13 protein-coding genes are annotated in these 14873 nt (G+C 40.2%); 5 read left to right on the top strand and 8 right to left on the bottom strand.

From position 1 onward, the window contains the following. Nucleotides 1-23 precede the first annotated feature (23 nt). Nucleotides 24-722 (bottom strand): Crp/Fnr family transcriptional regulator, encoded by a 699-nt coding sequence (locus VB732_RS27395; RefSeq protein WP_323234029.1) that lies wholly within the window; start codon nucleotides 720-722, stop codon nucleotides 24-26. Between the two features lie 820 nt (nucleotides 723-1542). Here VB732_RS27395 and VB732_RS27390 point away from each other — a divergent pair. Beyond that, the gene (locus VB732_RS27390; protein WP_323234028.1) at nucleotides 1543-1698 is read left to right on the top strand and encodes a hypothetical protein; all 156 of its coding nucleotides are present in this window, start codon (nucleotides 1543-1545) and stop codon (nucleotides 1696-1698) included. A gap of 10 nt (nucleotides 1699-1708) precedes the next feature. Here VB732_RS27390 and VB732_RS27385 read toward each other — a convergent pair whose 3' ends face one another. Beyond that, nucleotides 1709-3067: a sensor histidine kinase gene (locus tag VB732_RS27385; protein ID WP_323234027.1), complete on the bottom strand. Its 1359-nt coding sequence runs from the start codon at nucleotides 3065-3067 to the stop codon at nucleotides 1709-1711. Between the two features lie 307 nt (nucleotides 3068-3374). On the opposite strand from VB732_RS27385, the gene VB732_RS27380 reads away from it, so the two are divergent. Further along, nucleotides 3375-4160: a Uma2 family endonuclease gene (locus tag VB732_RS27380; RefSeq protein WP_323234026.1), complete on the top strand. Its 786-nt coding sequence runs from the start codon at nucleotides 3375-3377 to the stop codon at nucleotides 4158-4160. An 86-nt stretch (nucleotides 4161-4246) separates the two neighbouring features. After that, nucleotides 4247-5413, top strand: coding sequence for an S-layer homology domain-containing protein (locus VB732_RS27375; protein WP_323234025.1), 1167 nt, complete (start codon nucleotides 4247-4249; stop codon nucleotides 5411-5413). A 443-nt stretch (nucleotides 5414-5856) separates the two neighbouring features. On the opposite strand, the gene VB732_RS27370 is transcribed toward VB732_RS27375, so the two are convergent. Continuing rightward, complete coding sequence (locus tag VB732_RS27370; protein ID WP_322641071.1) at nucleotides 5857-6294, bottom strand: CAAD domain-containing protein; 438 nt, start codon at nucleotides 6292-6294, stop codon at nucleotides 5857-5859. A 934-nt stretch (nucleotides 6295-7228) separates the two neighbouring features. Here VB732_RS27370 and VB732_RS27365 point away from each other — a divergent pair. Beyond that, nucleotides 7229-8953 (top strand): sensor histidine kinase, encoded by a 1725-nt coding sequence (locus VB732_RS27365; protein WP_323234024.1) that lies wholly within the window; start codon nucleotides 7229-7231, stop codon nucleotides 8951-8953. Between the two features lie 87 nt (nucleotides 8954-9040). Here VB732_RS27365 and VB732_RS27360 read toward each other — a convergent pair whose 3' ends face one another. From VB732_RS27360 to VB732_RS27345, 4 genes are all read right to left on the bottom strand, one after another. Then, on the bottom strand, nucleotides 9041-9742 hold the full coding sequence (locus tag VB732_RS27360) for a carbonic anhydrase (protein WP_323234045.1): 702 nt from the start codon (nucleotides 9740-9742) through the stop codon (nucleotides 9041-9043). Nucleotides 9743-9770: 28 nt separating this feature from the next. Next, entirely contained in the window at nucleotides 9771-10082 is a 312-nt protein-coding gene (locus VB732_RS27355; protein WP_323234023.1) for a P-II family nitrogen regulator, read from the bottom strand. Nucleotides 10083-10086: 4 nt separating this feature from the next. Beyond that, a complete protein-coding gene (locus VB732_RS27350) occupies nucleotides 10087-11055 on the bottom strand; it encodes a sodium-dependent bicarbonate transport family permease (RefSeq protein ID WP_323234022.1) in 969 nt (322 codons plus the stop codon). A 624-nt stretch (nucleotides 11056-11679) separates the two neighbouring features. Continuing rightward, a complete protein-coding gene (locus VB732_RS27345; RefSeq protein ID WP_323234021.1) occupies nucleotides 11680-11931 on the bottom strand; it encodes a hypothetical protein in 252 nt (83 codons plus the stop codon). Between the two features lie 179 nt (nucleotides 11932-12110). Between VB732_RS27345 and pcrA the strand changes: the two genes are divergently transcribed. After that, the gene (gene pcrA / locus VB732_RS27340) at nucleotides 12111-14435 is read left to right on the top strand and encodes a DNA helicase PcrA (protein ID WP_323234020.1); all 2325 of its coding nucleotides are present in this window, start codon (nucleotides 12111-12113) and stop codon (nucleotides 14433-14435) included. A 58-nt stretch (nucleotides 14436-14493) separates the two neighbouring features. Here the strand turns inward: pcrA and VB732_RS27335 are convergent, their stop codons facing one another. Next, nucleotides 14494-14787 (bottom strand): antibiotic biosynthesis monooxygenase, encoded by a 294-nt coding sequence (locus VB732_RS27335; protein ID WP_323234044.1) that lies wholly within the window; start codon nucleotides 14785-14787, stop codon nucleotides 14494-14496. Nucleotides 14788-14873: the final 86 nt, after the last annotated feature.

The following is a 14873-nucleotide window of genomic DNA, read 5'->3' as shown; positions in this document are numbered from 1 at the left end:
TTAGGGGCTGGGGAGTTAATTTTTTAGAATTCGTCTCTAATCATGGAGTAACATCCACAAGATGTCTGTTGCAATTTCTGATGATTAAGGATATTTATCACTCCTCGCTTGTAGCTAATAATTCCTGCTTGGCTGAGTCTGGCTGCCGCCTCTGTAATACCAGAGCGGCGACAGCCCAGCATTTTAGCAATATATTCTTGAGTTAGCGAGAATGTATCTAATTGTATACCAGCAGCGATGAACAGCAAGCAACGGGCAAGCCGTTGTTCTATAGTGTGGAAGCTGTTACAAGCAAGTGTTTGTGTAACCTGAGCAAATAGCCGATGAGTGTAACGCAACAGTAAATTTTGAAGCTCTGGACTGCATTTGAACTCAGCTTGAAGCAGTTCTGTTTTCATCATTAGGGAAGTGCCTGCAATCTGCACTAATGCAGTTGTATTTGTAGTGTTGCTACCCCAAATTACAGAAAGACCTACCATGCCATCATTGCCTACCATACCAGCTTCGACCATCGAACCATTTTTTTGGGTACAGACTAAAGAAACTATGGCTTGATGGGGAAAATAAACGTGTGTTATTGGTTTGTTCGCCTGATAAAGAACTTGCTTCACTTCAAGATTTACTTGTTCTAGATTAGGAACTAGGCGTTGATATTCAGTTTCTGACAGAGCGGTGAGTAAGCGGTTTTCTGTTGGAAGATAAAAATCTCTAGACGCTGACATTGATAATCTTAGCTAAGGCTAATTGTGTTGTGATAAATCAACTGTTGGTAGTTTGATCAAAGCTAATAACTAATTTTACTTTCTCAATCTAAAGCTGGAAAAATTTGATGTTTTTCATTTGCCAAATTTTGGAAATACAAGCAGATAAAATTTGCCATTTATTAAACTTTTTGCAGATAAGCTGCTTCCTAATTACATCATCTTTATTTTAAATAACTAAGTTTATACCTAGTTCTATTGCAAGCTAATTTCGACTACTTGTGTCAAATTGCCAGTATTTTTCAACAAATTTTTCATATAATACAAGAAGCTGTATAAAAGAGTTAGAAGCATTTACGTGTGTCTTTAAAGCTTGTGTGTATAAGTCAAAGGCTTGAGGATTTTTAGACTCTATTAAAGTTTTAGTTGCTATAAGCAACTCTGAAGTTTGAATTCTGTATTTTTGAAATTTATGGTACTCTTGAAGCAAATCACCACACTCTCTAGAAACGGAAGATATGTCTTGACAGTCACAACACATAAGTAATTTAAAAAAAATTTAAAATCGGCGCTAGCTACATAGTAGCTAGCGCCGATTTTTAAATAATCTTTCTAAGGAAAGATTAAAACTTTACTATTTTTTGTATACGAGAATACATTTAGGCTAGAAGCTGAACGATATTTATTATAACGCCTTTACGAAAACGTAGGTGTAAAAGCTATCTGTATTATTTCTGAAATAAGCCAATCTTGCATTTCTAAAATACATTAATTTTATAGCAAATTTAAATAATTCCCATTTCCATTAATTCAACGTCTAGATGAAAGTGAGTTTAAATCGGTGGATATTCATGAAAGCATCGATAATACTTTGATGATTTTACAGCATCGTCTCAAAGCTACTGACAAAATCCCAGCAATTCTGTTCATCAGAAACTACGGCAATTTATTTCATATTCAAATTCCTATCCAGCACCAATTTCAGAAAATAATCTAACGTAATATTATCAAAGTAAAGGTAATAAAATTTCAAATTTTGTACCTATCCCAATCTGAGAATGGAAATTTAATTTACCACCATGTTTTACGGTAATAATTCTATAACTTACTGCTAAACTAGTATTTTTACTATTCTTTGTTTCCAGAGAAAAAGAATCCATAATTTGCTGTTGCAATTCTTGAGACATGCCAGGGCCATTGTCAGCAATGCGAATTAATACCCAACGATAATCTGGTGCATTTGGGTTGTTTGCTTCTTGGGAAATTACTTGTGTAGTAATCTCAATTCGAGGTTTTTGAATAGTCTTCGTCTCTTCTAAATGCAACTGTTGTCGCACTGCTTCATTGAGCAAAGTATCTACCACTTCGCTAAAAATATTCATCAAAACCTGATTTACTTGCCCCATAAAGCAATAAACTGGGGGTAATTGACCATAGTATTTGACTATCTCAATTTCTCCTTGAAGACGACTATTTATTAATAAAATAATACTATCTATGCAAGCGTGTAAATCTACTGGTTTGGGATAAAGTTCATCAATATGACAGAAGTTTTGTAGACTAGTGACAAGTTTTTTTAGTCTTTCTGCTCCCGTGCGAATACTAGCAAGCGATCGCGACAAATCTTGTTCCAAAAAATCAAATTCGATCTCTTCTTTAATCTGATTAATCGCCTGAGAATCTGATGTTAACTCTTGGTCGTAGACCGCTATCAGCTTGAGCAAATCTTGACTGTAGTTTGAAACATAAGTTATATTCCCCCAAATAAAACCCACTGGGTCTAAAATTTCGTGCGCTACGCCGTCTACTAAACGTCCCAGATTTGCCATTTTATCATTTTGGATCATTTGAGCTTGACTGCGTTCATACCGCACCAGATTGTCAATTCCTCGAATTTGCCAGGAAATAACATTCAACTCTTGGACATCTAACAATTTATAAGCACCAGATTCTGTCTCGACTACAATTGGTTCTGCTAATAATTCTGGCGATCGCTTTAAGCTAAGTTGCATCGCAGTTAAAATCGATGTTGTATCAGCGAGTAGCAATATCGGTATTCGCGCATAGCTGTAGAGAACAGCTAATGGTTGCTGAACAAATAACTCTTGTCCAAATGGGCGAATCAAAAATTCTAGCAGTCGCCGCCGCGAAATCATCCCAATGAATTTTCCCTGTTCTACCAAAATTACTCCTGGTAGCAGGGGGTATCTTTCTAAAAAACTAGCCACTTCCATACCAGTGTGGTTAATTTCCACTGGAAAGTCGTACATCGGTAGTTCTTGGAGGGTTGAATCTAAACTGAGTTCGAGATCGCTACCAAAAGACAAAAATGGCGGTGAGATTTGGCTACTGAATTCTTCTGACACTAGACACCCTGATTTTTACAAATATTGGCTAAACAATAAGTTAATATTTTACATTCTGCCACCTGAGAAACTCGGTTTCGGTTTAGGTATCTAATAAAACTATTGGGATCTCAGCGTGAAAATCGTTCTCAGGTAACTGGAAGTAATTGGCGTGCGATTTATCAATGAAGGCAATTTAGAGAAAAACGACCTTCTGCCCCCTCCAAAATCTGTGTAGAGAATATTTAGAGAGCGATGTCTACGACGGGCTACGCCTACGCAAGCTAAACTTAAAAATAACCTTTACAAAGAGTGCAAAGGTAGTGTTATGACCTCTGTAACCAATCCACCCAGCGCCCTCACTCCTTTCCCTGACCATACGCAGCTTCCTGAGTCTGATGGAACGTTCGTGAAAAATTGGCAAGAACATCCCCAAAGTCTCCTACTAACTGACTCGATTACACCTCTTCTCAAGGAATTAAATCCTGACAGTCAATATTGCATTGGCCAGGACTTAGGCATTTACTGGCGGTTGACCGATCCCCTTGAAAAAGGTGCAGAAGCACCGGATTGGTTTTATGTACCAAATGTACCGCCTACACTGAATGGACAAACACGACGTTCTTATGTATTGTGGCAAGAGTCTATTGCCCCGTTGATTGTCTTAGAATTTGTCTCTGGGGATGGTAGTGAAGAACGAGATAAAACTCCTTGGAAGGGTAAATTTTGGGTTTATGAGCAGGTAATTCGTCCTCCCTTCTACGGCATTTATGAAGTAAATAAAGCCAGTATAGAAGTTTATCATCTGATTGAAGGACAGTATCAGATGTTACCAGCAAATGAACGAGGACATTATCCTATCGTTCCTTTGGGTGTTGAATTAGGTTTATGGCAGGGAGTTTATCAGAATGTGGAATTACCCTGGTTACGTTGGTGGGATTTACAAGGTAATTTGTTGTTGAGTGGCGATGAAAGAGCCGAACAGGAATCCCAAAATGCTGAACAGGAACGCCAAAGGGCCGAACAGGAACGCCAAAGAGCTGAACAGGAACGCCAAAGAGCCGATCGCCTAACTGCCCAATTGCGATCGCTCGGCATTGAACCAGAAGCCTAGTATTTTCCTGTGAATTACGAATTATGAATTAAATTTATGGCTTAATTTGTTTAGACACAAATGTTACTGCTACCAGGGTAATCACGATGACAAATAGACCTCCTTCCGAACCAGATTCATCCCAAAGAACTGCTCTTGGCTTTGATGAATTTATAGCTATTCTGGTTGCCTTTAGCGCTATCGGAGCGATTCTTTTTTGGTCATTGTCCCGCAGGGATTCTAGCTGGAACTTAAACGGGCTACTGTCGGCTTCTTCCAGTCCGTCGCCTAGTGTTCAACCAAATCAAGTATCGCCCTCCCTTAATCCCAAGGCAGAACCGAATGTAGTCCCTAACAATATTTTGCCCTATTCTCCACCGGAGGCTGTTGTTGAACCCAAAACACCTTCATTCCCTAATAGCACCGCCCCTTCCCGCGCAGTGTTACCACCTACTCAGATAATCCCAATCCCGGCTCCACTCTTACAACCACAGACACCTGTATCCCCTTCAGCAGGACTTGAGCCATCAATTAAATCATCAGCACTGCCTTTAGTAACTCCGGCAAAACAAAAATCTATTATTCCACCACCAATTGCTTTTAACGATGTGCCTGCTAACTTCTGGGGCCGCCGTTTTATAGATGTTCTTTCTTCCCGTAGTATTCTCAAAGGGTTTCCTGATTATTCTTTTAGACCGAATCAGCCCGTGAACCGCGCCGAATTTGCTGCTATAGTACAAAGAGCTTTTGACCAAGAACCATCTAAGACTGCGATCGCATTTCAAGATGTCCCGGCAAAATTCTGGGCAACTCCAGCAATTGACCGAGCTATCAGTGCCGGATTTCTCACAGGCTACCCGAAAAAAACCTTCAAGCCACAAGAAAATATTTCACGAGTGCAAGTTTTAGTCGCCCTTGTTAGTGGGTTAAATTTGAAAGCACCTACTTCTCCTAATAATATTTTAAGCGTCTATAAAGATGCTAAAGATATCCCAACCTATGCCATCGGCAAAGTAGCTGCTGCTACAACCAACGGTCTGGTAGTTAACTATCCAAACCCACAAATCCTTGCTCCCAACAAAGTAGCTAGTCGGGCTGAAGTAGCAGCGATGATTCATCAAGCTTTAGTAAAACGGGGCAAGTTGGAGGCAATTTCATCTCCAAATATAGTACGAGCAGTGCGTAGGCGTAGCCCGCCGCAGGCATCGCCCAGCGCATCTCCAGAAATTTCGCGCACTCCCAAGGCTAAATCGTCCCCAGGAGGATCGCCTTAACTTATATCTTGCACCAGGCGACTAGAAGTCGCGGCTACACGATCCGCATTTCCCACAAGCTGCTTTGCGTATAAGTAATAAGTAATAAGTAATAAGTAATGAGTAATAAGTTAAGAATTTTACTCATCACTCCTTACTCACTACTCATTACTCCTCCATTCGAGGTGTGGTGAGAAATCCGGGACGAGACAAAACCTGCCTCCGCAGGTTGAAAAGCCTTGGTTTTGTGTTAGTCCGCGCAGGCGGACTTCGTTTGTATAGCCGCGATTTCTAATCGCTAGGGCTAGGTGCAAGATGTAAGTTAACGATAATTCGCAATTACAGCAATTTGCAATTTTGAGAGAAGTCTGAACGCTAACTTCCAGCGTCCAGACTTCGGCAATTTAGAATGAGAGCGTACTTTTATACAGGAGTACGTCTTGTAGAGAAGCGATAATTAGATATTAAGCTTCTGGAATTTGTTTACCAACTACTTGTGATTTCAAAGTGGTGATTTCACTAGTTAGCTCTTTCCTGGTTGAGGCTTTGAGTAAATAGCGGTAAACAAACCACGCAGAGTAACCAATACCAATCAACTCAAAAGTAGGCGCTACCAAGGGGATATCATTCAAAGCATCTAATATTGCCAAGAGTACTTTAACCCCAACAATTGATCCCACTATTAAACCAACTGTTACCAGGGGCTGCTTATATTGATTAAAGAAGCTTCCCAGATATTCTGGCAATGTTGCTAAAAAGGTAGAAATTTGCTCCCCGTATTTTAGCCATTCATCTTGAGACTGTGCGGGAGGCTGAAGTTTAGTGATGGTTCCCGTTTGGGCGTTGATTTCTGCCACTGTAGTCTCTTTGGACGCGGTTTCAGTAAATTCTTGTTCTGGCATTTTCACTCCCATTAATTTGACAGTTGAGTTTTTCTAATCTGGATAATTACAACCAAAAGAGTTGTTGATTAGGTAATGCACGAGTGCATCAGTACAATTTGGTTAAAGGACACAAAAGGGTTTTAGCGTCCTATAACTATAGTTGCCCGTAATATCTACTGCATCAACTACAAGGTAGACAGTCAGTAGGAGGATAGAGTTCAGAAGGCGGCAGGGATGTATTATAATCGGCCTTCGAAGTTCTTTTCTGAATCAACTGGAATCCTCTGGTTGTGATTATCCCATTCCGTGCCATTTGTTCATAATCGTACTAAATCTAAGTACAAATCAGGCAAAAATCGGCCCACCTCTCATTTATATAAGCCTAAAAGCCGATTTTAGCCGATATTAAAGCTATCTTAAGCCGCGTTCGTCAATTAACGCATTCGTCTTGATATTAATACGTAACAAAAGTTTTTGTCTATTCATAAAAACTTGACTTTTAGTCCGTCTTACGATAGAAGTGCTTCGGGATTGGCGATGAGGCAAAATAACCAATGCCCCACGACCAAACCTTTTGTTTTTTTCCTGATTGTATTAATTTTAGAAGGAAGCAGTAAGGTAGACTAGTGGCGTACCTGAAGGCAAAAACTCATTGCTATCAACTATATATCGAGGAAAGTGTTGTGGTAAATAGAAGACAGTCTCAGGCAGGTCTTTAGTGCAGGAAATTGTTCATTGCTGCTGAAAAAGTGAATTCTATTCGCTATCAGTAAGTGTACTTAGCAACATTGCTATCAAAATAACTCATAATAAAGTTGTGCTAATTATCTAGGAAGCAATGATTTGCTATTGCTATAAAAGAAGATAATGTAAATGTTAATCACCAATTAAACTGTTTATACAAGCTAAACTGATTTGGTAATTTTTGCGGGAAGGCAAGGAGGTTTGAGAAATGCCAACTCAAAAGCCAACCCCTATCGACAGCAGTTCAGAAAGCAAAAAAGTGTCAGCCGAAGAGCCATCGACAGACGAACTACCGACTATAGAATTTCCCTCAAGAGGGAAGCTCAAAGCCAGTTCTTGGCGCATTCATCAAAAAATAGGTTATGGCTACTTTGTAGCTATAGGAATTGGCTTTTTTGGCTCATTAACTGGGTTAGTGATTGCCAACTACTACCGGGGAAGGGAAGTCAGACAATTCAATCAAGCTTATGAGCAAGGACAACTACTGAGTAATTATAAAGATGCAGTAGTAGGGGCACAATTACATAGCTCTAATCTAGTTGCTGTATTAGATAATTCACAACAGCTGCAAAGAAAAAAAGCTGATTTTCTAAAGAATGTTGAAAAAGCCAAGCAATTAGAGTCACAAATTTCTGGATTTATCGACAGTAAACCTAAAAGACTAGCAGCAACAAGCTCGACTTTACAAACCTTATTGCTGGATTACAAGAATAATTTAAAAGCTTACGTTGACCAAATTGAGGCCGTCTTAGAAAAAATTGACTCCCAAAAAGTGCAGCCTCAGCAGATTTCTTCTGCCCGATCGCAGTTATTAACAATAATGGGTGGTGAAACAGCCATACGGCTCGATCAGCTTTCGCAAAACTTGGCTAACATCCTGCAAACTGCTGAAATTCAAGAGCAAGAAAGGCAAAAAGCCGTTGAGCAGGCAAAAATAGTTGAGCGCTTCATCGTGATCTTGAGTATGTTGGTTTCGGTAGCGATCGCAGCTATTGTCGCATGGCGAACCAGTCGAGCGATCGCTGAACCAGTGATCACCGTCACCCAAGTAGCTGAACAGGTGGCGCGGAAACATAATTTTGATTTGCGAGCGCCTGTTACTACTGAAGATGAAATTGGCCTACTCGCCAAATCTTTAAATCGTCTGATTGAGCGAGTATCCGAGCGAACCAAACAACTACAACAAGCTAAAGAATTAGCTGAAGCTGCTAGCAAGGCAAAAAGCGTATTTTTAGCCAATGTCAGCCACGAATTACGCACACCACTAAATGCTGTCATTGGCTTGAGCCAACTTCTAGAAGACGATGCCACCGATCTTGGTTTATCGGCAGACTTTATCACAGACTTAGAAACAATTAACTCTGCTGGTAAGCATTTACTGCACTTGATTAACGAAATTCTCGACTTGTCAAAAATTGAAGCCGGGAAAATGACTCTCTATCCAGAGACATTCGAGATTGCAAATCTGATTCATAACATCGTCCTCACCGTCAAACCAGCTATAGAAAAAAATGCCAATATTTTAGAAGTGCATTTTGATGAACAACTCGGAACCATGTACGCCGATCAAACCAGGATGCGGCAGGTGTTATTAAACTTATTGAGCAACGCCAGTAAATTCACTACAAACGGCAAGGTGACGCTGACAGTCAAAAGAGAAAAGGATGAATTACGGCTAGATGCTCCTTTGGGAATGATTACTTTTACCGTTACCGACACAGGTATCGGTATGTCTAACCGCCAACAGCAGCAGTTATTTCAACCTTTTACCCAAGGAGATACTTCGACTACGAAAAAGTATGGAGGTACGGGACTGGGGTTAGCAATTAGCCGCCACTTTTGCCAGATGATGGGTGGTGAGATTATTGTCAATAGTCAGCCGGGACTTGGTTCTACTTTTACTATTCGTCTGCCAATGACTGTGCAGGATTGAAGGGATTGGAAATTGGGAATTGGGGTAAAACAGTTCTGAGTTCTGAGTAAAAAAGTGAGATTTATCACTCAGGACTCAAATAATTAACTAAGTGATTATGCTTACTTTACCTGTATCTAAGTCATAACGACCCCCGACAATTTTTAATTTGCCCGATCGCACCTGCTCAGTTAAAAGCTTTGATTTGTGCAAACGTTCAATCTGATATTGCACATTTGCCACCACACCATTTTCAACCGCGTCACCGGGCTGATCCTTGACCTTTTTTAGGGCTGGCTTAATTGCCTGAACAAAAGTACTAATATCACCAGGTAACGATTCCTTTTTTACAGCTGCGGTTACAGCGCCACAACGTTCATGACCCATCACCATCAGTAGTGGAGAACCTAACAAGACAACGGCATATTCAATACTACCGATCGCTTCATGTGTGGCAATATTTCCAGCAATCCGAATATCAAAAATATCCCCAATACCCTGATCGAAAAGAATTTCTGCGGGTACTCGTGAATCAGCACAACTAAGAATAGTTGCAAATGGGTGTTGAGCTTGAGCAACTTCCTGCAACCGTAGCGCTGATTGATCGGGGTGTTCGAGGTGATGATCGACAAATCGCTGATTTCCCTCCATCAGCTTTTGTAAGGCGGCATCGGGATTCAGGGATTCAGGAAGGTTTGGAGCCATTTCGTCAGCTTTAGCCTGTTCCACCCGCCAGAGTAAATCGCTGGCAGTTAATGCCATTCCAAATGCCCCAGTGATCCCTAACTTCAAAAAGTCACGACGTTCCATGAAATGCTTCATTGAATTTACAACTCTCTTACATCGAAGCGACACATCTGACAGAGCGAATTTCCATCACATCCGAAACGTAGCAAGTACCACCAAACTTGTTGAGAAGTGGTTTGATATTTTCTACAACACGCTTGAGTTCTTCTGGCATACAAAACGCGAGGATGTAAACATTATCAAGCATGGTCATGTCTAAATCTTCTGTCGTTCCTCGTAATCCTTTGCCAGCAACATTTCGGATTACGGCATGGCTATGTACACCTGACTTGTCTAAATTATCTAAAATTTTGGCAAGCTCAAAGGAATTGGCAATAATTTCTATCTTTTTAACTACGTGCATATTATTATCTCCAAAATAGGTTAATTCCGTAGAGATACAACGGAATTCCCACAATAATATTGAACGGAAATGTCACCGCTAGAGCGGTAGAAACATATAGACTGGGATTTGCTTCTGGAACAGTCATCCGCATAGCCGCCGGGACAGCAATGTAAGAAGCACTGGCACACAATACAGCAAACAACAGCGAATCTCCGCGAGGCATACCGATAAGTTTGGCGATCGCTAACCCAATGCCTGCATTGACTATAGGAATTAGTATGGCAAATAAAATCAGGAAAACTCCGGTTTTTTGTAAGTCTTTAATTCTTCTAGCAGCCACCAATCCCATGTCCAGTAAAAAGAAGGTGAGAACACCATAAAACAACCCTTGAGTAAAGGGTTCTAATACTTTCCAACCATGTTCACCTGTCAACACACCTATTAATAGACTACCTACTAATAGAAAAACTGAACTATTAAGAAATGCTTCTTGCAAAACTTCCGGCCACGATAAGTCCCGCTTTCCATCGGCGGCGAATATATTCACCAAAATTAGACCAACTATAATCGCTGGGGATTCCATCAGGGCAAGGGCTGCCACCATGTAACCATCAAAAGGAATGCCAAGCTCAGTTAAAAAAGCGCTAGCTGTAATGAAGGTGACGGCGCTGATAGAACCGTAGGTTGCTGCGATCGCAGCCGCATCGTAAGTATCCAATTTCCACTTCAGGATAAAAAAGGTGTAAATTGGCACAACACAAGCCATCATCATTGCTGCTGCCAGTGTTAGAATTACTTCCTGAGTTACACCGCTTTTGATTAGTTCTACCCCTCCCTTAAAACCAATGGCAAACAGCAGATACAACGAAAATAGTTTGGGTATTGGTGCGGGAATTTCTAGATCGGACTTGACAAAAACAGCAATCATGCCTAAAAAGAAAAACAGGATTGGCGGATTCAAAATATTGGATACAATTAAGCTCAGATCCATATCCACCTATCCTTGTATTGGTTAAACCTGAAATTAAAGAAATTTTTCATCTTTAAAAACTTAACGGTTGAATCATGATGTATCGTGTATCGTTACCCGATGTTACTTGGGTACTCAAGGAGTGAATTTTCCTATTCGTGACAATACTTATTGATTAGGTATTAAACAGGGCTGATAACAGAAAAAGTTAGAGCTTGCCCAACATTTTTTGATGTTGGATTCCCCGTCGCTGATCTTACGACAGAAAGTGTAGGGAGAACTCACGATCAACGTATTTAGCGTATAAAAAATTAACGTATTTTAGGGTCAATTTATGAATTGCTCCTGCACAAACCTTGGTTAAATCTCAGTATTTTTTTATTTACAACAGTTTTGTAAATCCTGCTTGCTCAAAATGACGGTCAGAGGTTGTTTGAAAAGTAGTTAGCTGTAATTTTCGTCACATTATCACCCCCCTTGTAAAGGGGGGAAACAAGAAAAATCTGGTTCCCTCCCCTTTCTAAGGGGAGGGTTAGGGTGGGGTAAAAAATATTTGATACATCAATTATGACTTTTCAAACATCCTCTCAGATGTAAAGGCTTGAGTAATCCAGGCAGATGTGAAGACAAAAACTTTTGTCAAGGTTATGATTCTCGCTTTGGCATTTTATAGAGATAATGGTCATGCTGCTGTGCCAAATCGCCAATATCTGTATCAACTGCACAGTTTTTAATCAACTGCCTCAGTTTATCCCAATCTGAGTCTTCTGGTATTGCTGGCTCAGGTGTGCGGTTTTCTTCGACAAACACAATTATCACTGACTGCCCCTCATGCCCTTCAATTGGTTCATTAGGATGAACCACACCGTTTTGGAATGTGCCTTTGACTGAGAGCATCGCTTTTTCTGGCTTCTACATAAATCATGATAAAGTACCATTCTGGTTAAGAAGATTGCCACACAATCTTTATTGACCAAGTTTCGTTAAGATGTTGTAACCTGGGCAATAGCAACTCTCTATTGATGTGATGCCAGGCGTAGGCGTAGCCCGCCCTTAGACATCGCTTTTTCACATCCATGACAACAACCATCGACTTTCTCAGTCACCTTAACCCTAGTCAACGTCAAGCTGTCGAACACTACTGCGGCCCGTTGCTAGTTGTTGCTGGCGCAGGTTCCGGTAAAACACGAGCGCTGACTTATCGCATTGCAAATCTGATTCTGAAACACAAAGTTGATCCAGAAAATATCCTGGCGGTTACTTTTACCAATAAAGCCGCGCGGGAGATGAAAGAACGGATTCAACGCCTGTTTGCAGAACAACTGGCGATGAAGCAACACGGCCAGCGATTGGATTTGTTGACAGAATATCAACAAACGCAACTGCGATCGCAAGTTTACAAAAACACGATCAAAGACTTATGGTGTGGCACTTTCCACAGTCTATTTTCTCGCATACTTCGCTTTGATATTGAAAAATACGTAGACGAAAAAGGACGCAAGTGGAATCGTAATTTCTCTATTTTTGATGAATCAGATGTTATCAGTCTGATCAAAGAAATCGTTAATAAAGAGCTAAATTTAGACGATAAGAAGTTTGATGCCCGCTCTGTTCGCTACGCTATTAGTAACGCTAAAAACCAAGGTTTATCACCCCAAGAATTTGAGCAGGATCAACCAAATTATCGCGGACGGGTAATTGGTCAAGTTTACAATTTATATCAAGATAAGTTAGCACAAAACAACGCTCTCGACTTTGATGATCTTATTCTTGTACCTACGAGATTATTTCAACAAAACGAGCAGGTATTGGGTTACTGGCATCGCAAGTTTCGTCATATCCTTGTAGATGAATATCAGGATACTAACCGCACTCAGTATCAACTGATTAATTTATTAGTTACTAATGGCGAAACCAAAAAGAGCGAATGGCAATGGGAAAATCGCTCAGTTTTTGTTGTCGGCGATGCGGATCAATCAATTTACAGCTTTCGGATGGCAGATTTCACCATCTTGCTAGGATTTCAGGAAGACTTTGGCGATGGTTTGGTAGATGATGATACCCGAACAATGGTTAAGCTAGAAGAAAACTATCGTTCTTGTGAAAACATTCTGCAAGCGGCTAATGAACTGATTGAAAATAACACCCAACGGATTGATAAAGTCCTGAAAGCGACGCGGGGACAGGGTGAGCAGATTACTTGTCATAAAGCCGATGAAGAACTTGCAGAAGCCACATTTGTAATTAATCAAATTCGTACTTTAGAACAGCAAAATCCAGAGTTGAACTGGGGTAGTTTTGCTATACTTTATCGGACAAATGCCCAATCCCGTCCTTTTGAACAATTGTTAGTAGAAAAACAAATTCCTTATACGGTTGTAGGAGGAATTAAGTTTTATGATCGCAAAGAAATTAAAGATGTCATCGCATATTTAAGAGCGATAAATAACCCTGCTGATAGAGTCAGTTTATTACGGGTTATTAACACTCCCCGGCGGGGAATTGGTAAAGCAACCATTGATGCTTTAGATAACGCTTCTCAGGAATTGGGTATAACCTTGTGGGAAATTCTTAGTGATGAAACATCAGTTAATACATTAGCTGGAAGGTCTGCAAAAGCGGTAAATAGCTTTGCGAAAATGATTCAACGTTGGCAAGAACAAATAGCAACAGTTTCCGTTCCTGAACTTGTAAATATAGTACTGGAAGACTCTGGTTATATCCAAGATTTGCAAAGCAAAGATACAGATGAAAATGAAGAACGGATAAGAAATGTTCAAGAACTTTACAATGCTGCAATCGAATTTCAAGAAGAAGAAGAAAACGAAGATGTTTCCTTACAAAACTTTCTTAGCGACAAAGCCGTAAATCCTGATGATAAATTAAAAGAAGGACAGACAGCCGTTTCTTTGATGACTTTGCACGCTTCCAAAGGTTTAGAATTTCCCGTAGTATTTTTGGTGGGATTAGAACAGGGGCTATTTCCCGGCTACCGTTCCCTAAGTGATCCCGCATCTTTGGAAGAAGAACGCCGCCTGTGTTATGTGGGAATTACTCGCGCCCAAGAAAGGTTATATTTATCACACGCGCGTGAACGCCGTTTATATGGTTCTCGTGAACCTGCGATGCGATCGCAATTTCTCGACGAATTACCAGAAGAATTATTATCTACCAAACGCGCAAGTCGTCAAAGTTATACCAAAAGTGCTTCTACTTCTAATGGTAAACAAGACTCAACACAGAATTGGCAAGTAGGAGATAGAGTATTACACAAAACTTTTGGTCTTGGTGAAATCACTCATGTTTTTGGAACAGGTAATAAAATGTCTGTAGCAATTAAATTTGCCAGTTTGGGACAAAAAATTGTTGATCCAAGAGTAGCACAATTGCAAAAAGTTTGAAAACAAAGCCACAAGGCACAGATCCCCGACTTCTCAAAGAAGTCGGGGATCTAGTTTTTCATATTTCAATTTCTTCAAAGTGTTCAACAGTGGGAAATGGCTCATAAAAATGATGCAGAAGTTTTTTCCACTCTTGATACTCAACAGAACTTCTAAATCCTACAGTATGAGATTCTAAAGTTTCCCATCTGACAAGTAATAAGTATTTACCTTGGACTTCTATACATTTATGCAATTCATGGGATAAATATCCCTCCATTGAGGAAATAATTTTAGAAGCTCTTTTGAAAGTAGCTTCAAAATCGGATTCTAAACCGGGTTTAACATGAAGAATAACTGCTTCAAGAATTATAAACTTTTGCAGTGAGAATTAAGTTAATGTTACTTAGTTTAATCTGAATGCATGTCTACCACGGGCTACCCCTATACAAACACTTT

This window comes from Nostoc sp. UHCC 0252 (assembly GCF_034931145.1).
GTDB lineage: Bacteria > Cyanobacteriota > Cyanobacteriia > Cyanobacteriales > Nostocaceae > Nostoc.
The sequence above is the reverse complement of the archived record's forward strand: the minus strand, read 5'-3'. Positions and strand labels throughout refer to the sequence as shown.

Coding starts and splice junctions, on each gene's coding strand:
- VB732_RS27395 (WP_323234029.1), bottom strand. CDS start 722: ATGTCAGCGTCTAGAGATTTTTATCTTCCAACAGAAAACCGCTTACTC.
- VB732_RS27380 (WP_323234026.1), top strand. CDS start 3,375: ATGACCTCTGTAACCAATCCACCCAGCGCCCTCACTCCTTTCCCTGAC.
- VB732_RS27375 (WP_323234025.1), top strand. CDS start 4,247: ATGACAAATAGACCTCCTTCCGAACCAGATTCATCCCAAAGAACTGCT.
- VB732_RS27370 (WP_322641071.1), bottom strand. CDS start 6,294: ATGCCAGAACAAGAATTTACTGAAACCGCGTCCAAAGAGACTACAGTG.
- VB732_RS27365 (WP_323234024.1), top strand. CDS start 7,229: ATGCCAACTCAAAAGCCAACCCCTATCGACAGCAGTTCAGAAAGCAAA.
- VB732_RS27360 (WP_323234045.1), bottom strand. CDS start 9,742: ATGGAACGTCGTGACTTTTTGAAGTTAGGGATCACTGGGGCATTTGGA.
- VB732_RS27355 (WP_323234023.1), bottom strand. CDS start 10,082: ATGCACGTAGTTAAAAAGATAGAAATTATTGCCAATTCCTTTGAGCTT.
- VB732_RS27350 (WP_323234022.1), bottom strand. CDS start 11,055: ATGGATCTGAGCTTAATTGTATCCAATATTTTGAATCCGCCAATCCTG.
- VB732_RS27345 (WP_323234021.1), bottom strand. CDS start 11,931: ATGCTCTCAGTCAAAGGCACATTCCAAAACGGTGTGGTTCATCCTAAT.
- pcrA (WP_323234020.1), top strand. CDS start 12,111: ATGACAACAACCATCGACTTTCTCAGTCACCTTAACCCTAGTCAACGT.